Source organism: Actinomadura scrupuli, from assembly GCF_050971785.1.
Taxonomy (GTDB): Bacteria; Actinomycetota; Actinomycetes; order Streptosporangiales; family Streptosporangiaceae; genus Actinomadura_E; species Actinomadura_E scrupuli.
Map to the genome: position 1 here is coordinate 67405 of NZ_JBPCCU010000008.1, position 19948 is coordinate 87352.

Below are 19948 nucleotides of genomic sequence, written 5' to 3' on the forward strand. Positions count from 1 at the left end.
TGGGACCGTGGCGGTGCGCGGGCGGACGGGACGCCTGATCTGGGTGGAGGGCGGGGAGCCTTTTGGGCGGTACGGGGAACGGATCCGGTCACGACCCGGCGGCCGCACCGGCGCCGCCCGCCACCCCTCCCTGGAGCCTCGCCGGACGTCTCACGGGTCTCCCGCTGGTGCTCGCCGGCCCGATCGTGCGCGAGGTGACGGAGCAGTCGGTCACGGTCTGGGTCGCGATGAAGTCCCCGATCGGCCAGGTGACCCTCGCGGTGTACACGAACCCCGAGGGCACGGGCACCGCGGTGGCCACCGGCGGGCGCGCCCCGGTCCGGCTCGGCGACAACCTCTACCTGGTCGCGGTCACGGCGCGTACGCCGGAGTCGGCTCCGTTGCAGGCCGGCAGGGTGTACTACTACACCCTCGACTTCGGCGGCCGGAAACTGACGGACCAGGGAGTGGTGTCCAACCTCCCCGACGACAAGGAGAAGGAGCGGTTCAAGGTCCTCGCCTACGGCGGGGACAAGCTGCCGAGTTTCGCGCTGCCGCCCGTGGAACTGGCGCGGCTGCGCATCCTGCACGGGTCGTGCCGCAAGACGCACGCGCCGGGTTTCGACGCCATGCCGACGGTGGACCACCTGATCAGGCGCTCCCGCGAGGAGATGGGCCCCGATCCCTGGGCGCTGGTGCGGCCGCATCTGCTGCTGCTGACCGGCGACCAGTTCTACGCCGACGACGTCTCCGACGTGATGCTGGCCCTCGCCACCGACGCGGGCGACGTGCTGCTCGGCAAGGCCTGGGCCGAACCGCTGCCGGGTGCCGCCGGGAACAAGAAGCCGGCCGAACTGGCCCCCGGCCAGCGGGGGCAGCTGACTCTGAACGCCGGCTTCACCTCGGCCGTGCCCAATGTGGCGACGGCCAAGAGCCACCTCATGGGCTTCGGCGAGTTCGCCGCGATGTACCTCTTCGGCTGGTCGGACACGCTCTGGCCGGCCGACGCGCCGGCCATCGGCGACCCCACCGAGCGGGAGCGGACCTGGGCGATGCGCGGCTCCGTGGACGCCGTGCGCCGGGCGCTCGCCAACGTGATCGTCTACACCGCCCACGACGACCACGAGGTCACCGACGACTGGAACCTGAACCGCGAGTGGTGCTACCGGGTCTACGGCGACGGGGACAAACGTCCGCCGAACCCGCTCGGCCGCCGCATCGTGACCAACGCGATGTCGGCGATGGCTGTCTTCCAGTCGTGGGGGAACGTGCCGGGCCGCTTCGACCCCGGCCAGCCGGGAGATCTGCTGCTCACCGCGCTGGCGGCCCGCGCGCTCAAACCGGCCGACCAGCCGACGATCGACACGGTGGCGCGGCTGGCGGGCGTACCGCTCGGCCCGCCGCCCGCCCCGCCGCCCGGCTCGCTGACCGCCGAGCTGCCCCGGGACGCGGGCGCGCTGCGGTACGACTACGTGCTGACCTGGCCGGGCCGCCCGTTCGAGGTGATCGTCACGGATCCGCGCACCCGGCGCGGGTACGTGGCGGGCGACGTGCCGCCGCTCGTGAACCTCAACCTGGATCCGCCCGCGGTGCTCAGCGACGCGGCGATCGACGAGCAGATCCCGGCCGGTGCCGGCCCGTACGTGACGCTGGTCGTGCTGGGCGGGCCGCTGCTCGGCGTGCCGTGGATCGAGGAGCGGCAACTGACGCACGACGAACAGGCCGTCTGGACGGACGACGCCGAGGCGCCCGCGCTGCGGCAGCGCTCCTTCCACCGGCTGATCGGGCGGCTGGCCAGACGATCGCACCGGATCATCGTGCTGTCGGGCGACGTGCACTACGGGTTCGGCATCCAGGCCTCGATCTGGATGAACCGGCCGTACGGCGACCCGGGCCCGCTGCCAGCACCCCGCCGGGTCGACCTTGTGCAGTACACCGCGAGCGCGCTCAAGCACCAGGGCGAGGGCTGGCGCTCGACGGCGACACTGCACACGGACGGCTACAACGCCGGCGCCGCCCTGGGCGGCGTTCTCGGCACCACGCTGCAACACAATCCCGACGACTGGGCAGGCTGGGGAGAGGCACTGACCGGCCGGGACGTGCGGGTGCCGTGGTACGCGAACCGGCCGCCGTTCATGCGCGACACGCCCGCGCGGGCGAACGTCACCGACCGGTCCGCCCTCCTCGACATCTACCGGCCGGAGGACTGGCGGTACCGGCTCCGCTACCTGCCCGGTGCCAGGTCGGCACCGCCCATCAGGATCACTCCGCGTGAGCAGCCGCCTCCGGACGCGCCCGCCGAAGTCCAGCTCGCCTACCAGAAGGACACGGCCACGGTGATCGACGAGGACGCCGCCAACCGCACGGGCAAGGAGATCGTCGGCGTGAACAACCTCGGCGAGATCCGTTTCGCCGCGGGCAGCGACCCGTCCAGCATCCCGCTGTCGGTCTCGCAGATCCTCTACTGGGCCGTCGACGCGACCGGTGCGCCGTCGCAGCAGACGGCCTATCCCGTCACCCTCGACCCGACCGACGACACCAACGTGCCCCCCCAGGTCTGGAAGGCGAGGCCATGAGCGACCAGGACTTCGGACGCACGCTCGCGGCGGAGGTCGGCGCCCTGCTGGAGCCCGCCACGTCGGCGCTGGGCAGCCCCGAGCGGCTGAGCGCGCTGCTCGGCGAGATCGGCTGGGATCTCGACGCGCTGACCGGCTTCCCGGTCTCCCGGGTCGTCGCACTGCTGACGGCGGCCGACGCCGCCTACCGGCAGCTCGCGGGCCTGGTCGCCCAGCCGCCCGCCGACCTCGCCGCAGCGCGCGCGGTCCTCCCCGCGCTCGCCCGGTGCTTCGACGCCGTGCGCGCGGTCGCCACGGCGTTCGACGGCTGGAGCGGCCCCAAGCCCGCCGGGTTCGCCGAACTCGGCACCGACCTCGTCGAACTGCTGGTCGTCCGGTACCTGCGCGACCGGAGGCCGCGGCTCGGCGTGGTGCTGCGGGCGCTGGGCCTGGTCGAGCCCCGGCCCGCCGAGGACCTGCCACCGATGGTCATCGACGCCACGAGCGGGCTCCCGGTGCGGTTCCCCGCCGGACCCGACCGGGTCCGGCTGGACCGGCTGCCCCGGCTCCTCGGGGCCCCGGTGCCCCTGCTGCGCGAGCTCTACCTCGGCCAGGACGGGCTGCGCACCCGTGACGCCGCCGACCGGGCGGCCGACCGGATCCTCCCGGTCATCGGGGCGGTGCTGTACCACCTGGGCCTGCAGGCACGGTACGGTCCCCTGCTCGACGCGTCGGCGGGCCGGGACCTGCAACGCTCGGTGGCGCACATGCTGCACGTGCGGCTGCCCCTCGACGACGCGTTCGCCGACCCGGCCGGCCTGTCGTCCCGGATCAACCTGGCGATCGCGCTGTCCGGAGCCCAGGACGGCGACCTCGGCCTGGTCGTCACCCCGCACGCGATGGCGGCGCTGTCGCGCCGGTTCGGGGGCTGGCAGGCGGACCTGACCGCCGAGCTGGACGGCGCGGGAGTCTTCGCCGTCGGCCCGAAGGGGGTCCGCACCGACTCGCCGAAAGGCGGCGCGGTACGGGTCCGTACCGGGCTGAGCCTGGTCCGGCGGGCCGAGGGGGACCAGCCGGCGTTCCTCGTCGGTGGCACCACCGGCACCCGCTTCGAGATCACCGGGCCGGTCACCTTCACCGCGCTGGCCGACCTGGCGGCGGACCGGCAGGAGTTCGGGTTCGAGTTCACCACCGGCCCCGCGGCGCTGATCGTCTCCGCGGGGGACGGCGACGGGTTCCTGCGGAAGATGATGGCCGGCCAGACCCGCCTGGACTTCGCCTTCGGCCTGGGGTGGTCGCGGCAGCGCGGGCTGTTCCTGACCGGCGGAGCGGGGCTGGAGGCCGAGTACGTCATCGACGCGGGCGTCGGCGAGCTGGCCCGGCTGGACCGGGTGACGCTGTCCGTGCGGCCGTCGACCGATCCCGACGCGCACGCCGTCGACCTGGTCGTCACCGCGTCCGGGAGGGTACGGCTCGGCCCGGTCGGCATCGACATCCAGCGGATCGGGCTGCGCGGCGCCCTGACCTTCCCGCCGGGCGGCGGCAACCTCGGCCCGGCCGACCTGGACCTGGCGTTCCAGCCGCCGAGCGGAGTCGCGCTCAAGGTGGACGGCGGCGCGGTCACCGGAGCGGGCTTCCTGTCCTTCGACCCGGCGGCGGCGCGGTACTCCGGCGGCATCGACCTGGACTTCGCGACCTTCCGGCTGGCCGCGATCGGGCTGCTCACCACCCGGCTGCCCGGTGGCAGGCCGGGCTTCTCCCTGCTGGTCATGATCAATGCCAGGTTCCCGCAGCCGATCCCGCTCGGGTTCGGCTTCAACCTGGCCGCGGTCGGCGGGCTGCTCGGCATCAACCGCGCGGCGGACGTGGACCGGCTGCGGGCCGGGCTGCGCAACGGCGCGCTGACGGCCCTGCTGTCCCCGGGCGACGTCGTCGGCGACGAGCGGCATCTGATCGAGGACCTGGACTCGCTGTTCCCGGTCACCCCGGGCCGCTACATCTTCGGGCCGACGGCCAAGCTCACCTGGGGCGTGCCGACGGTCGTCACCATCGATCTCGCGCTGGCACTGGAGCTGCCCAAGCCGCTGCGGTTCATCGCCGCGGGCCGGATCAGGCTGCTGCTGCCCGACGAGCGCGCGCCGATCGCCGACATCAAGATGGACGCCATCGGGGTCCTCGACACCGGCGAGGGCACGCTCTCCATGGACGCGGTCCTGTACGACTCGCAGATCGCCGGCTGGCGGCTGTCCGGTGACATGGCGCTGCGCGCGCGGTGGACCGGCAAGACCGACTTCGTGATGAGCGCCGGCGGTTTCCATCCCCGGTTCCGGCCCCCGCCCGGCTTCCCGGCGCTGCGCCGCATGACGATGGCGATCGGCGGCGACCAGGTGCGGGTCCGGCTGTCGGCCTACCTCGCGCTCACCGCGGCGACCCTGCAGATGGGGTCGAGCGTGGAGGTGTACGCGCAGGTGGGGGATCTGACCGCCACCGGGAGCTTCACCTTCGACGCACTGGTGCGGTTCGACCCGTTCGGCTTCGAGATCGACGTGGCGCTCAGCCTCGACGTGCGGTGGAAGGGCAAGCTGCTGCTCGGGGTGTACGCGGAACTGCACGTCAGCGGCCCCGGACGGTGGCACATCCTCGGCCGGGCCGAGATCCACGTGCTGTTCCTGAAGATCCGCGTCTCCTTCGAGGGCTACTTCGGCGACGAGCCGCCGCAACCGGCCCTGCCACCCGAGAGGGTGGCCGACCGGGTCCGCACCGCCCTCGGGCAGCGCGGCGCCTGGCACGTCGACGAGCCGGGCGGCCGGCAGCCCGCCCTCACCATGCGCGCCGACCTGCCCGCCGACCTGCTGCTGGTCTCGCCCGCCGCGCGGGTGACCGTGCGGCAGGCCGTCGCGCCCGTGGGCGGGATCCGGCTCGACCGGCTGGGCCGGGCCCGGCTGGTGGGCGACCGCGAGGTCCGGATCCAGACGGCGACGCTCGGTGGCCGGCCCTGCCCGACCACCGAGGTCAAGGACGCGTTCGCGCCGGCGCAGTTCTTCGACCTCGATGACGAGGAGAAGCTGACCCTGCCCTCGTTCGACCAGCTGCCCTCCGGGGTCGCACTGACCGCCGCGGACACGGTCGACTACGACCGTGCGGGCCCACCGGCGATCCCCATCACCTATACGACTCTGGTGGTGGACGCGCCCGACCCGGTCACGGCCCACGCCATGTCGATCGACCCGGGCAAACCGCTGCCGGTCAAGCCCCGGCAGGCGCCCGACTGGACACTCGGCGGCGCCGAGCTCGGGGTGCTCGCCAAGGCCGGCGCGGCGGCGCGGGCCGACACCCGCACCGGTGGCCTGGCCCGCTTCGACGCCCCCGGCCTCGACCTGGCCGTCCGCGACACCGCGTACGAGGTCGTGTCGGCGCACACGCTCACCCCGGCGGGCCCGCGCCCGGCCACCGGTGAGCGCTGGAGCCGTTCGGAGGCCAACGACCGGCTGCGCCGCTGGCTCGACGGCCATCCGGCAGACGCCGGGAAGCTGACGATCGCGCCCGTGCACGAGGCCGGCACGGCCACCGCGTCGCGCCGCCGCCTGAGCAGCCTGGAGATCGGGGTGCCGAAATGACCGGCCCGGGAACGCCCGCCACCGCCGCCACCGTGCCCGTCGCGCGGCGCCGGCTGCTGTCCTGGGTCCGCGACGGGGTGTCGGCCGGCGCGGGCGCCGCCGACCCCGGGCACGGGCCGCTGCCCGCCCGGCTGAGCGTGACGACCGGCCTGACCGTCAACGGCGTCGCCGTGGCCGGGCCGCTGCTCACCCTGCACGGACCCGGTGACATCACCGCCGTCGACCCGCGCCAGGTCGTGCGCACCGATCCGGTGCCCGGCGCGTCGTCGTTCGAGCCGGACCACCTCGCGCTGGTGGAGTTCGACGACCCGGGGCTGCCGTGGCGGCTCACGCCCGCCGCTCCGGCCCCGCAACGCGGCCTGCGGCCGTGGCTGGTGCTCGTCGTGGTCGACGTGACCGCGACCGGTGTCTCCTTCGACGCGCCGCCCGGCGGCCGGCTGCCGGTGCTGACCGCGCCGGCGGCCGAACTGCCCGACCTGGCCCACTCGGCCGCCTGGGCGCACACCGAGGTGAGCGCGGCCGACGGCGAGGACGTCGGCGCGCTGCTGCGGGACGCGCCCGAGCGCAGCGTGTCACGGCTGATCGCCCCCCGCAGGCTCACCGCCGGCGGCACGTACCTCGCCTGTGTGGTGCCCGCCTTCGAGCACGGCAGGCTGGCGGGGCTCGGCAAGCCCGTGACCGGAGACACCACCGCCCCCGCGTGGGAGGCCGCGTCCGGGTCCGTCCGGCTCCCCGTCTACCATCACTGGTCGTTCACCACCGGGCCGGACGGCGACTTCGCCGCCCTGGCCCAGCGCCTGCACGGCGTCCAGGCCGACCCCGGCCTGCGGCTGCTGACCTACAAGGACGCCGACCCCGAGCTGCGCGCCGCGCTCGGCTCCGACCCTGGCCTGCTGTGGCTGCCGCCCGCGCTGACCGCGCCGGGCACCGTGCTGTCCGGGGGCCCGCCGGCCGGATACGTCACGGCGATGGGCACCATCCTCGGGCGGGGCGCCACGGCGGTGGCGCCGCCGGTGTACCTCGCCGGGCACACCGGTCGCGCCGCCGGCTGGAGTGGCACGGAACCGCTGTGGATGCGCCGGCTCAACACCGACCCGAGGCTCCGCGCCGCCGCGGGCATCGGCGCCGAGGTCGTCCGGATCCACCAGGAGGCGCTGATGGCGTCGGCCTGGCGGCAGGCCGCGGACCTGGACCGGGTCAACCGCGAACTGCAGCACGGCCGGCTCGGCCAGGCGGTCGGTGAGAGCCTGTACGAGCGGTTCTTCAGTCTCGGCACGGGCGGTGCGTCCCTGCTGCCGGCCGGCTCGGCCGACGTGATCGTCGCGCGGACGGCGACGGCGCAGCGCCGGCTGCCCGGGCAGGGCGCCGGCGACACCACCGTCGCCGACGAGCTCGCGGCGCACCCGCCCACGGCCGCGGCGGTCTCGACCGACCTGCAGCGGGCCACCCGGCCGGCAGGCCCGGTGGCGCGGGCGGCCGGTGCGACGACCGAGGAGCCGCTGCGCTCACCGATCAGCCCGGTGGCCACCGGCGCGGTCCAGCCCGCCCCGCCGGTGAAGGCGTCCGCCGACACCGCCGTCTTCGACCGCTACTCCGGCACGACCGTGAAGTACCGGCAGATCACCCCCGCGCTCGTCGATGCCGCGCCCGCCTGGTGGGACGGGCTCGGCGGCGGTGTGCGGCCCGCCTGTACCCCGGGGCCCATCGGCTACCTGGCCGACCTGGCGATCGTCCAGCAGGACCCGTCCGCCGGCCGGCCGACCCGCCTGACCCTGCACGGCAACGTGGACTTCGACGCCCGGCCGCAGCGGATCGGGGCGGCGTACCCGCTGCCCTACGATCCGCCGGTTCCCGGGTTCGCGCTCATGGGCGTCCGGCTGGGCAGGTTCGGGACGGCGCCCGACCCGTCGCTGGTGATGGTCGGCGTCCAGGCGTACGCGAACTCCCAGATGGAGCTGGGGCGGCCCTGGATCCGGTCGATCCCGCAGATCACCACCACCGGGCACGGCACGCCCGGACCCTGGATCCAGGCGGACTTCCAGGACGACCCCTTCCTCACCGCCGACCTGACCATGCGCCGGGTGCCCTACGTGAACGAGGTGAGACAGGAGACCGTCGTCGCGTACACCACCTGGCGGACCAACGCCACCGGCACCGTCAGTTTCATGAGCGTCCTGCCCGACGGCAGCGCGGGGCCGCTCCAGTCGATCTACCTTCCCGAGATGTCGGCCGGCGGGCCCGTCGACGTCTCGGCCGACATGATCCCGGTCGTCGTACCGGCCGGGCAGCCCTATGCCGAACCACGTGACCTCCTGCTGACCTGGGTCGACGAGTACATCGAGAACGCCGACACCGACTTCCCGATCCCGTACTGGCGGATCGGCTGGTGCGTGATCAAGAACTTCGGCGCCGGAGCGCAGACCGCGACCGCGGCGGGACAGCTGCTGCCCTGGGGGCAGCGCGACCCCGCGGATCCCTTCCGGCCGCGGCTGAGCGTCACCGTCACCGACATCGACGGCGACGGCAGGCCCGACATCGTCCTGCACTTCACCGACCGTGTGACGGTGCCCGCGCCGGGCGGCGGCTGGGCGAGCGAGAACCGGCTGTACCAGCTGGTCGGGTTCGGCCTGCGCTCCGACGGGCGGGTGTCCTCCTGGGGACGGCGCCACCGGCTGCCCATCACCCCCGGTGGGCTGGACCAGCTCGTGCTCGGCACGCTCGGGGACATCGACAACGCCCGGCCGGCCCGCCTCGGCCGGATCGGCGACCGCTTCAAACAGGCGGCGCGGACCCACCAGAGCCGGCTCATCCGCCCGGCCACCACCGCCCCGCAGCCGCCGCAGCCCGCGTCGTACCAGATCGGGGCCGTGGCCGGCGGGGTGAGCGACAGCCTGCGCCCCGGTGACACGCTGCCGGCGCGGGTACTGGACCGGATCGACTCGGGCGGCACGCCGCTGCCCGAGACCCCCGCCTCGCTCACCGCGGCCGACGAGCCGCCGCCCGATCCGCTCCGGCCGCGCCGCTACGAGCCGGCCTTCCCGCAGGCCATGTCCGAGCCGCTGCGGGAGCTCTTCCCCGAGCTGGTCTTCCCCGCCGCCGACGGGATGCCCGCCGACTCCGTCGCGCTGATGGCCGGCGACCCGGAGCTGATCGCCGCCTACCTCGCGGGGGTCAACGACGCCTTCGGCCGCGAACTGCTGTGGCGGAACTTCCCCTCGTCCGGCCGGGCGACCTGGTTCCGCCGGTTCTTCGACGTACGCGGCGCGGGCTCGGTCTACGACGGCGACATCCGCGACATCGCCGACTGGGGCACCGGCGACCTGGCCTCGGCCGTCACGGGCCCGGCGGCCTCCGGCAGCGTGATGCTGCTGGTCCGGGCCGAGCTGCTGCGGCGGTTCCCGGGGGTGATCGTGCAGGCGGTCGCGGCCCAGTGGGCCGGCCGGCCGGCCTACCGAGACCCGACCGGCCAGGTACTCGCGCCGAGTTTCGTGGGCCGCGTCGGCACCGACGTGAGCATGTTCAGCTTCCCGATCAGCGCGGCGGCCGCGCGGGGCGGGGCCGCCCCGCCCGCCTCGGCCGGCTGGTTCTTCGTCTTCGCCGAGCCACCGGCCGGCGCCCGGTTCGCCGCCTCCACCGACCAGGCGTGGACCGACCCCTCGGCCCACACCGCGGCGGCGCTGCTGCGCCCGCCGTTCCGGATCGCGATCCACGCGTCAGACCTGCTGCCCGCATCCGCCCACGTGGCGCCGACCGACCCAGGAGCCACGGCATGAGCGTCTCGTCGCCGGAGTCCGTCCCCTGGCCGCAGCTTCCGCCGGGCGTGCCGATCCTGCTGTTGCCGATCCGCATCGAGACCCTGTACTACGAGGGACTCCGGGTACGGATCTACCCCGACACCGTGCACGTGGACGCGCACGAGCCCGTCCTGACCGAGGGGGAGATCGACAGCGGCCTGCAGTACTGGGCCGACGTCACGGCGGCCGGGACGGACGCCGACCGGCTGGCCGCCGCCTGGTCACCGCTGGCCGCCAGGTTCGGAGTGGAGCGCGCCGCCTGGGTCGCCCGCACGACCCGTGCCGGCCGGCCCGCCGGGACACCGCGCACGGCCGGCTGGACCAGCGCTCCGGTCGCCCGGCTGCTGCCCACGCGCTGGCACGTCGCGGGCTTCGACTTCCACGGGTACCAGCCGGTGTGCGTGTTCGACGTCGCGGGCTCCGAGATCACGGGGGACCTCGCCGTGGGACCCGACCCGACCAAGGGGCTCGCGCCCGAGCCGGTGCCCGCAGACGGCACGGCCGTCGACCCGGGGATGCGGTGGATGATCGACTACGCGGCGGCCGAGGCGGCCGGGATGGCCGTCACGATCCCCAACCCCAGAGAGGTCGACCGGCTGCTGGTCTACGGCGTGGACGAGTCCATGACGCCCGATAAGGGCCAGGAGCGGCTCGCCGCGCTGCTGGAGGCGCACTACTACACCGACGGCCTGGGCTTCGTCGACCCCGGCACTCCGACCAACAACACCGCGGCGCAGCGGTCCGGCCTGGCGCCGCTGAGCACGGCGCTCAGCGAGCGGTACCGGCTCGGCGACGGCACCGCCACCGCCCGGCCACCGCACCCGGCGGGCAGCGTCGGAGCCGATCTGGCGACCGCCCTCGGTCTGAAGGGCGGCGCCGGAGGGGTACTGGCCCGCGACCCGGCCGGTGCCCGGGTCGACCACCAGGCGGCGATGAACACCGTCGTCTGGCCGTCGAGCTGGGGCTACTTCCTGACCCACATCCTGGAGGGCGTCGGCCTGAACGCCGTCCGCGCGGGCAGGCGGCACTTCATCGACCACGTCCGGGCCGGTGGCCCGCTGCCCACCCTCCGGCTCGGCGCGCAGCCGTACGGCGTGCTGCCCGTCATGACGATCCTGGAGGGGAGCGAGTTCGCGGACGACCCCGTACTGAGCGTCATCGCGGGCCGTACCGACTCGCTGGCCGTCTCGTGGCTCGCCGCCGCCAACCAGTTGCCCGACCCCTCGACCGGGCGGCCACGGCCTCCGGCGGGCGACGCGGCGCCGCCCGGCGACCCGGTGCTCGGACCGCTGCTGCGCACCCTCGCCCTGCAGCCCAAGTCGGTGCGGTACACCGGGCGCAGCGTGATCGGCCAGGAGTACATCAGCTCGCTCTGGCGGTTCCTGCGGCTCGGGCTGGCCGACGGCTGGCGGAACGCCCCGTACGAGGCGGCGAGCGGCGCGCTCCTGGGGATGGCGCTGCAGCCCGAGCAGCGGCACAACGAGGCGGTCTTCGCCGAGGAGGCATTCGCCGTCACCGGGCCGATCGTGGGCGCCGATCCGGGCACGTACATCACCGAGATCCTCGGCCGCGCGCCCGCGGCGCTGCGCGACGCCCCGGAGCGCGGCCAGACCCCGCTGCTGTACCGGGTGCTGCGCGACGCCGCGCTGCGCGAGCTGTGGACCGGCCTGCTGCTGGTCGACGGGGGCTCCCGCCGGTACGTCGAGGACGAGCTGATCGACCTCGACGACACGGTCTCGCCGACGCTGTGGCGCGGCCTCGACGGGCCCGCGCCGCCCGCGCACGGCGGACCCGCGGTGACCGTCGGGCAGTACCTCGACCAGGCCGCCCGCGCCGTGCAGGACCCCGGCGATCCGAACGTCGCCGACCTGCGGGAGTTCCGGGCCCGCGCCGCCGAGCTGGCGGCCCTGCCCGCGGCCGAGCTGGACGGGCTGCTGCGCGGCAGCCTCGACCTGGCGTCCCACCGGCTCGACGCCTGGTCCACCTCGCTCGCGACCCGGCGGCTCGCGGGCATCCGCACGGCCGGACGGCAGCCGACCGGGGTGGTCGTCGGCGGCTACGGCTGGGTGACCGACCTGAAGTGGCAGCAGCTCGACCACCACCTCGAAACGCCGCCGGAGGAGCACCAGCCGCTGTACCGGGCGCCGGGCAACGCCGGGTACGTGCACGCACCGTCCCTGCGGCACGCGACCACGGCCGCCATCCTGCACGCGGCCTACGTCGCCCGCGGCGGGCCGGCGGGCCGCGCGGGCGCGGTCGCCGTGGACCTGAGCGCCGACCGGGTGCGCCTGGTCGCCCGGCTGCTCGACGGCGTCCAGGCCGGGCAGTCGCTCGGCTCCGTGCTCGGCTACCGGTTCGAGCGGGCGCTCGCCGAGGGCGGCGTCGCCGGTGTGCCCCAGCTCGTCGAGCCGTTCCGGCTGCTCGCGCCCTGCCGGGTGCAGACGCTGAAGGCCGACGGCGACGCGGCGGAGACCACCGAGCCCGGCGCCGTCACCGACGGCCTCGTGCTGCTCGGCCTCTGGCGGGACGGCGGGGTGCCGTGGGGCACCGCACCCGACCCGTCGCGGCCCGACGACAAGCTGCCCGCCGAGGGCACGGGCGGACACCGCCTGTGCGTGAGCGCGCTGCAAGGGCTCGCCGAGGCGGTCGACGCGCTGGCCGACGCCGCCCTCGCCGAGGGCGTGCACCAGCTCGCCGGGGGCAACGCCGCGCGCGGCGGCGCGGTGCTCGACGCGCTCGCCAAGGGCGACACGCCGCCGCCCGACCTCGACGTCGTCCGCACCCCGCGCACCGGGGCGGTGCACACGCACCGGCTGATGTTCCTCGGCGCCGTGAACGCCGCGGCCGACGTGCCCGTCTGGCCGACCGACGGCCGCCAGGTGCGGGCCGGGCTGGAGCCCACCCTCAACGGCTGGGCCGCCGCACTGCTCGGCGACCCGGGCAGGGTGCGGTGCCGGGGCGTGTGGCGCGCGCCGGACGGGTCCGTACGGGCCTCGGCCGAGGTCAGCCTGGCCGACCTCAAGCTGTCGCCGCTGGACGTGGTGTGCATGGCCGGCGGCGACCGGGCGGACCGCCGGTACGAGCTGCGGCAGCGCTTCGTCGACCAGCTGCGCCTCCGGCGGCCGGCGGGGGTGCCCGAGCAGCCGATGCCCGAGCCCGACTTCGGCCGGCAGGCAGGCTGGGCGCCCACCCTGCTCAGCGTGTCGGAGCTGCTGTCGATGGCGGCCGGCGTACGGGCCGCGCTGCTGGCGGCCAGACCCGTGCGGGGTGAGGATCTGGCGCCCCCCGGGGACGCGCTGCCGATCGCCTGGAACGTCACCGGGATGCGCCAGCGCTCGCTCACCGCGCGGACCGGGCTCACCACCAAGCGCGGGGACCTGGCGGCGGCCGTCCAGGCCGGCGACATCGGCGCGATGGGCGGCGCGCTGTTCTCGCTCGCCTCGCACGGCATCCCGGGCGCGATGCCCGAGATCGGCCGCGACTGGACCGACGCCTGGCGGGCCGAGCTGGTCGCCCAGGGCACCGCGGTGGTCGCCGAGGCCGATCGGCGGCTGGCCGCGGACGCCGCGCTGGAGGCCGGCTTCGACACCGCGACCGCGACACCGTACGCCCGGATCCGGCACGAGACCGAGCGACTGCGGATCCTGCTCGGCGAGGACTTCCCGGTGGCGCCCACCTGGACGCTGCCGGCCGCCGCGCAGGGCACGCTGACCGAGCTGCTCTCGCACAGCGCCGCGCTGCTCGACGGCGACCGGGCCGCCACCGGCGTCTGGCTCGACCGGCTGGCCCGGGTGCGCACCGGCGTACGGCGGCTGCAGGAGGTGCTGGCGCGCGCCGAGGTCACCGGCGCGCCCGCGGCCGGTGCGCTGACGATCGCCCAGCTGCCCTACTCCGCCGACGAACGGTGGGCGGCGCTGCCTCCCAAGAAGCCGGGCCGCCGGGCCGACCGGACCGCGCTGGCCGTGCACACGGTACGGCCGGTGGGCACGGCGGGCGAGATCACCGGGCTGGTGTTCGACGAGTGGACCGAGATGGTGCCCAACCTCGCCGAGACCACCGCCGTGACCTTCCACTACGACGCCCCCTCGTCGCGCCCGCCGCAGTCCCTCCTCCTGGCCGTGCCGCCCTCCCCGGCCACCGCGTGGAGCCCGTGGGCGCTGCGCCAGACCATCTCCTCGGCGCTCGACCTGGCACAGATACGGACCATGGACCTGCCCGGGGTCGGCGAGTTCGGCCACTTCCTGCCCGCGCTGTACTTCGCGCTGAACGAGACCCCCGCGACCGTCTCCACCGACCTGACCGGAGCAGGCGCATGACGATTCCACCGAACCCCTCCGTCACCACCTGGACCCGGCTGGAGCCGCTGACCCGGCAGCCCGACTTCGGGGAGAGCGTCGCGGCGCGGATCGAGGACCCGGCCTGGCTGCTCGGCCGGCAGTGGCAGCTCGGTGAGTTCACCGCGAGCTCCGGCGGCTCACCGGCGAGCGTACGGATGCGCGTCAACGCCGGCCGGCTGTCGGCGTACCGCGGTTCGGGCGGCTCCGGCACGACGGCCGCCGGCTACGACCACGCCAGGTTGCCGCTGGAGACCCTGGTCGAGCGGGAGGCCGACCACGGCGATCTCGGGCTGCGGGCCGACGGCGGCCGGCTGTTCCTGCGGCTGCTCACGCAGTACGGGGTCGGCAAGTTCCGGCAGGCCTTCATCACCGCGTACCCGCTGCCCGCGCCGGACTCGGGGAATCCGGCCGTGGACGCCGCGGTCACCGCCGACCTCGGGGTACTGATCGGCCGGGTGCCGGACGGGGCCGCGCTGGCCGCCGCGTTCGCCTCCGGCGTCGTGATCCCCGGTCGTACGGCCGCCCTTCTCCCACCGGACGGGCCGCCCCCGGCCGACCCCGACCAGCGGGCGGTCGAGGCGGCGGCGGCCGCGTTCCGCACGGCGTGGGCCGGCTACGTCAGCCGTCCCGGCGCCGAGACCGCCCCGTGGGACCCCGAGCGGATGGAGCACGCCTTCGCGCTCGGCGCCCGGCTCGGCACGGACTCCGTCACCCTGGTCTCGCGGGAGTTCCTCGGCGGCGACCTCGACTGGTACGACCTGGACGTCGCCGCCGACGGCACCCAGGTGCCCGCGACAGAGCCGTCGACCGACATCGTCGGCACCGGGATCCCGACCCCGGTCCGGTATCCGGGGATGCCCGCCGACCGCTGGTGGGAGTTCGAGGACGGCCGCGTCTACTTGGGCGGCATCGAGACCGGCGCCACCGACCTCGGCCACATGCTCCTCGCGGAGTTCGCCACCCTCTACAGCAACGACTGGTTCACCCTGCCGGTCGAGCTGCCCGTCGGCACCGTCGCCCGGGTCTCCTCGCTGGTGGTCACCGACACGTTCGGCATCCGTACCGTGATCGAGGCAGCCTCCCACCCCGACTGGGAGATGTTCCGGATGTGCGGGGGAGGGGCCGAGCGCGAGCTGTTCGTGCTGCCGCCCGCCCTCACCCACACCCTGGACGGGGAGCCCGTCGAGGACGTGCTGCTGCTCCGCGACGAGGCCGCCAACCTCGCCTGGGGCGTCGAGAGCCTGGTCGAGACCCAGGCCGGCCGGCCGCTCGACCGGCACGAGCTGTACCTGGCGGCGTTGCGCGCGGCTCCGCCGCCCGCGCCCGCCGCGCCCTCCGCGGCCCAGCTGGAGTACCGGCTGCGCGCCGGCGTGCCACCCGCGCACTGGATCCCGTACGTGCCGCAGGCCGTCACCGGCGGGCTGCGGCTGACCCGGTCCGCCATCGGCCAGCCGGCCCCGCCGCTGGGCAGGCTGCTCGCGGCGTCGGCCTGGCTGGCCGACGAGGAGGTCCCGCGCGAGGGGGCCCGGGTGACCCGGCGGTGGCGGCTGGCCCGCTGGATCGACGGCTCGACCCACCTGTGGCAGGCGCGCAGCAAGCGGGCCGGCCGGGGCGAGGCCTCCAGCGGGCTCCGCTATGACGTGCTGAACCGCCCGGGGGAGCAGCCGCCGGGCTGAGCGGTCCGGTACGGGCGGGCCCGCGCTCGGGCCCGTTCGCGGGGGCCGGCGTGACCGTTGTCACCTTCGGTCAACTCCAGAGCGAACAGTGCAAATTTATGGCGAAACAGGTTAATCTCATCCCTGTGTCGGGGCGGGCACGAACGGGATCGCGGGGTTCGCGATGGCGGTGGTGGCTCTCGGGGTTCTCGGATCCCTGACGGCTGATGTGGACGGGCGGCGGGTCACTCTGGGAGGGCCACGGCAGCGCGCCGTGCTCGCGGTACTCGCGATCGCGCGCCGCCGGGTGGTTCCGGCCGAGCGGATCGTCTCGGCCGTGTGGGGCACCGGCCGGCCGCCGGCGCCCACCACACTGCACGCGTACATCTCCCAGCTCCGCCGTGCCCTGGAGCCGGAGCGGCGGCCTCGTACGCCGGCCCGGGTCCTGGTCCGGGACGGTCCCGGCTACGTGCTGCGGCTGACGGCGGAGGCGGTCGACGCGGAGCGTTTCACCGAGCTGGCCACCCGCGGCGGCCAGGCGTTGCGGCGCGGCGACCCGGGCACCGCGGCCGCCCAGCTCGACGCCGCCCTCGCGTTGTGGCGCGGTCCGGCGTACGCGGACCTGCGCAACGTCGCGTTCACCGCGCCCGAGGTGGCCCGGCTGGAGAACCTGCGGCTGACCGCCCGCGAGGACCGGTTCGCCGCCCAGCTGGAACTCGGCCGGCACGCGGCGGTGGCGGGCGAGCTCCGCGCGCACGTCGCCGAGCATCCGCTCAGCGAGCGCGGCTGGGAACTGCTGGTGCTGGCGCTGTACAGATCCGGCAGGCAGAGCGATGCCCTGCGCGCGCTGCGCGACGTCCGCCGCACGCTGGCGGACGAGCTCGGCCTCGACCCGGGCCCCGCGCTGCGCGAGCTGGAGGCGGCGGTCCGTATCCATGATCCTCGGCTGGACTCCTCCCCGGCGCGGCCGGACGGGCCCGCCGAGGGCCGGGTGCCGGGCAGGACGGTCGTCGCGACCGGGCGCGCCGCCGGCAACGTCCCCTGTGCACTGTCCTCCTTCGTCGGCCGTCGCGCGGAGGTGGCGCGGGCCGGCGAGCTGCTGACGGCACACCGCCTGGTGACGTTCACCGGGCCGGGCGGTGTCGGCAAGACCCGGTTGGCATTAGAGGTGGCGCGCGACCGGGCCGAGGCGGACGGCCGGTGGGTCGTGGAGCTGGCCGGGCTGGAGGCGCCCGAACTGCTCGGCAGCACGGTCGCGGACGCTCTCGGGGTGCTCGGCGCGGCCGACGGCGCCGACCTGGGAGCGGCGCTCGGTGACCGGGAGCTGATCCTGGTGCTCGACAACTGCGAGCATCTGGTGTCCGCGGCCGCGGAGTTCGCCGCCGCGCTGCTCGCCCGCGCGGGGCTGGTCCGGGTGCTCGCCACGAGCCGCGAGCCACTCGGCGTCGCGGGCGAGGTCGTGTACCCGGTCGGACCGCTGCCGCCGGGCGGCGACGCGGTCGAGCTGTTCCTCGGCCGGGCCGCCGCGGTGCTGCCCGACTGGACCCCGACCGAGGCCGAGCGCGAGACCGTCGCGGCGATCTGCGCCGCCCTGGACGGCATGCCACTCGCCATCGAACTGGCGGCGGCGCAGTGCCGGGTACTGTCCATCGACCAGATCGCGGCACGGCTGGACGACCGGTTCGCGCTGCTGGTCGGAGGCCCCGCCACCGGCCCGGCCCGGCATCGGACGCTGGAGGGCACGGTCGCCTGGAGCCACCGGTTGCTCGACGCCCGGGAACGCGAGCTGTTCGGCCGGCTCAGCGTCTTCGCGGGCAGCTTCGACCTCGACGCGGCCGGCGCCGTGTCGGGCGGCGGGCCGGTGCTGGAGCCGCTGACGGGCCTGGTCCGCAAGTCACTGCTGACGGTGGAGGCGGGTGCCGGCCCCCGCCGGTACCGGATGCTGGAGACGCTGCGGCAGTACGGCCGGCGCGGGCTCGGTGACGCCGAACACGAGGAGGCCGAGGCCCGGCACCGCGCCTGGATGCTCGGCCTGGTCGAGAACGCCGACCGCAGGTTCCGCACCCCGGACGCCGCGGCCATGCTGGCCGCGCTGACCCGCGACCAGCCCGATGTGCGGGCCGCGCTCACGTCGGCCCTGGCGGCGGACGACGCGAACTGCGCGCTGCGGATGTCCGGCGCGCTCGCCTGGTACTGGTTCCGCAAGGGCCACATCGGCGAGGGGCTGAAATGGCTGACCACGGCGCTCGACGCCGCGCCCCACTCCGACGCGGGCGTGCGGGCACGGGCCCTTCTCGGAATCGGCAGCCTGAGGTTCCTGGCGGGTTCACCGGCCGGCTGTCACACCGCGCTCGAGGCGGCGGCCGAGGCTGCGGCGGCCGTCGGCGACTTGCCGACGGAGGCGGCGGCCGTGACCTACCGTGCCTACTCGGCGGCGATGATCGGCACGCGGGTCGACTTCGTCGCCCAGGGACGGCAGGGCGTCGCACTGGCCAGGCGCAGCGGCGATCCCGGTCTGGAGGCCGAGGCGCTGGTCATGCTCGGCACGTTGCACCGGCAGGCCGGTGACCTGCCCGCGGCCGACGTCTCGATCGCCGAGGGCCTGCGGCGAGCCCGAGCGTGCGGCCACGACTGGGCGGTGGTCGCGGCGGCGCTGATGGCGATGAAGATCGCGATCGGCCTGGGTGACGCCGAGCGCGCCATCCGGATCGGGACGGGGACGGTGGACGTCTGCGAGGGCCTGGACGACGTCACGTCGTGGCTGTCGTTGCTGCAGACCTGTGCGGGCGCGCTCGCCCTGGTCGGCCACGCCGAACGGGGGGCCCTGCTGCTCGGCGTGGCCGCCGCGCACGGTGAGCGCATAGGGTTCGCGACCGAGACGGTCGAGCACGGAGATCCGGTCTCCAGCACCATGCTGGTGCGCGCCGCCCTCCCGACGTCGGAGTACGTGAAGCACCTCGCACGCGGCCGGACGCTCGGGCGTCATGACGCCAACGCGCTGATCCGGATCTCCGCGAGGAGGGAAACGCGGCGAACCCGGTGATCGCGCGGTGCGGCGGAGCGCGGGCGGCGATTACCGGGGACGTGCCGGTGCTACTTTCCGCGGCCATGGTGCCCACGACGATCACCACCGCGCCCACGGCCTCAAGGGCCAGGCCAGTGGCAGTTGCCGGCCGGCCGTAAGCGGGTACGTGGCAACTATGACCGTGTGCATGGGGCCGGGTCCGAGAAGCCGAGCTCCCTGCGTTCGCACACGGCAAAGGGGGCGACGATGCGATGGAAATACAGCAAAGCGACACCGGGGTGGTGTTCATCGATCCGCAGAACGACGTGCTGAGCGAGACGGGGACGACCTGGGCGGTGGTCGGCGCGAGCGTCACCGAGAACGGCACGGTCGAGAACATGGAGCGGATCTTCAGAGCTGCGAAGCAGGAGGGCTATGAGGTCTTCATATCCCCTCACTACTTCTATCCCGCCGACAACGGCTGGCTGTTCAACGGTCCTCTGGAGGCCGAGGAACTCCGGACCCGCACGTTCGCCCGAAGCGGCCCGCTGGATCTGACCGGTTTGGCCGGCTCCGGCGCCGACTGGCTGGATCGGTTCAAGCCGTACATCGACGACGGCATGACGATCGTCGCCGCTCCGCACAAGGTGTTCGGGCCGCAGACCAACGATCTGGTTCTGCAGATGCGCAAACGCGGGATCGGTAAGGTCATCCTCGGCGGCATGCTCGCGAACCTGTGCGTCGAATCCCACCTGCGCGAATTCCTCGAACAGGGCTTCCAGGTCGCGGTCGTCAAGGACGCCACCGCCGGCCCCCGGCATCCCGACTGGGGCGACGGCTACCAGGCGGCGATCATCAATTACCGCTTCCTCGCCCATTGGGTCCCGTCGACCAAGGAAGTGATCGACCGCATGGTCCGATAAGCCCGGCCAACCTCGTGGCGCGGGCACCACGTGCCATCCGCATCCTGCCGATCACTCGGTTGACCCGCCACAGATGTGAACGTG

Annotated in this window: 7 protein-coding genes; all 7 read left to right on the forward strand. The window is 74.8% G+C overall.

Annotated elements, in window-relative coordinates; translation table 11 throughout:
* The first annotated feature begins 194 nt into the window (after positions 1-194).
* The 7 genes from ACRYCC_RS30990 (at position 195) to ACRYCC_RS31020 (ending at position 19864) form a co-directional block, all read left to right on the forward strand.
* The gene (locus tag ACRYCC_RS30990) at positions 195-2555 is read left to right on the forward strand and encodes a metallophosphoesterase family protein (protein WP_433817283.1); all 2361 of its coding nucleotides are present in this window, start codon (positions 195-197) and stop codon (positions 2553-2555) included.
* Positions 2552-6151 carry a DUF6603 domain-containing protein gene (locus ACRYCC_RS30995; RefSeq protein WP_433817284.1) on the forward strand — a complete coding sequence of 1200 codons (3600 nt, stop codon included), beginning with the start codon at positions 2552-2554 and terminating at the stop codon, positions 6149-6151. The genes ACRYCC_RS30990 and ACRYCC_RS30995 overlap by 4 nt, the downstream gene beginning before the upstream one ends.
* Positions 6148-9924 (forward strand): hypothetical protein, encoded by a 3777-nt coding sequence (locus tag ACRYCC_RS31000; RefSeq protein ID WP_433817285.1) that lies wholly within the window; start codon positions 6148-6150, stop codon positions 9922-9924. The genes ACRYCC_RS30995 and ACRYCC_RS31000 overlap by 4 nt, the downstream gene beginning before the upstream one ends.
* The gene (locus ACRYCC_RS31005) at positions 9921-14261 is read left to right on the forward strand and encodes a hypothetical protein (protein ID WP_433817286.1); all 4341 of its coding nucleotides are present in this window, start codon (positions 9921-9923) and stop codon (positions 14259-14261) included. Before ACRYCC_RS31000 ends, ACRYCC_RS31005 begins: the two co-directional genes overlap by 4 nt.
* Entirely contained in the window at positions 14258-15958 is a 1701-nt protein-coding gene (locus ACRYCC_RS31010) for a hypothetical protein (RefSeq protein WP_433817287.1), read from the forward strand. Before ACRYCC_RS31005 ends, ACRYCC_RS31010 begins: the two co-directional genes overlap by 4 nt.
* Positions 15959-16121: 163 nt before the next feature.
* Positions 16122-18980 (forward strand): AfsR/SARP family transcriptional regulator, encoded by a 2859-nt coding sequence (locus ACRYCC_RS31015; protein ID WP_433817288.1) that lies wholly within the window; start codon positions 16122-16124, stop codon positions 18978-18980.
* Positions 18981-19213: 233 nt separating this feature from the next.
* Entirely contained in the window at positions 19214-19864 is a 651-nt protein-coding gene (locus ACRYCC_RS31020) for an isochorismatase family protein (protein WP_433817289.1), read from the forward strand.
* The last annotated feature ends 84 nt before the right edge of the window (positions 19865-19948 follow it).

What these genes read in the sequence shown, in the direction of transcription:
- ACRYCC_RS31015 (WP_433817288.1), top strand. Translation starts at nt 16,122, where the DNA reads ATGGCGGTGGTGGCTCTCGGGGTTCTCGGATCCCTGACGGCTGATGTG.
- ACRYCC_RS31010 (WP_433817287.1), top strand. Translation starts at nt 14,258, where the DNA reads ATGACGATTCCACCGAACCCCTCCGTCACCACCTGGACCCGGCTGGAG.
- ACRYCC_RS31000 (WP_433817285.1), top strand. Translation starts at nt 6,148, where the DNA reads ATGACCGGCCCGGGAACGCCCGCCACCGCCGCCACCGTGCCCGTCGCG.
- ACRYCC_RS31005 (WP_433817286.1), top strand. Translation starts at nt 9,921, where the DNA reads ATGAGCGTCTCGTCGCCGGAGTCCGTCCCCTGGCCGCAGCTTCCGCCG.
- ACRYCC_RS31020 (WP_433817289.1), top strand. Translation starts at nt 19,214, where the DNA reads ATGGAAATACAGCAAAGCGACACCGGGGTGGTGTTCATCGATCCGCAG.
- ACRYCC_RS30995 (WP_433817284.1), top strand. Translation starts at nt 2,552, where the DNA reads ATGAGCGACCAGGACTTCGGACGCACGCTCGCGGCGGAGGTCGGCGCC.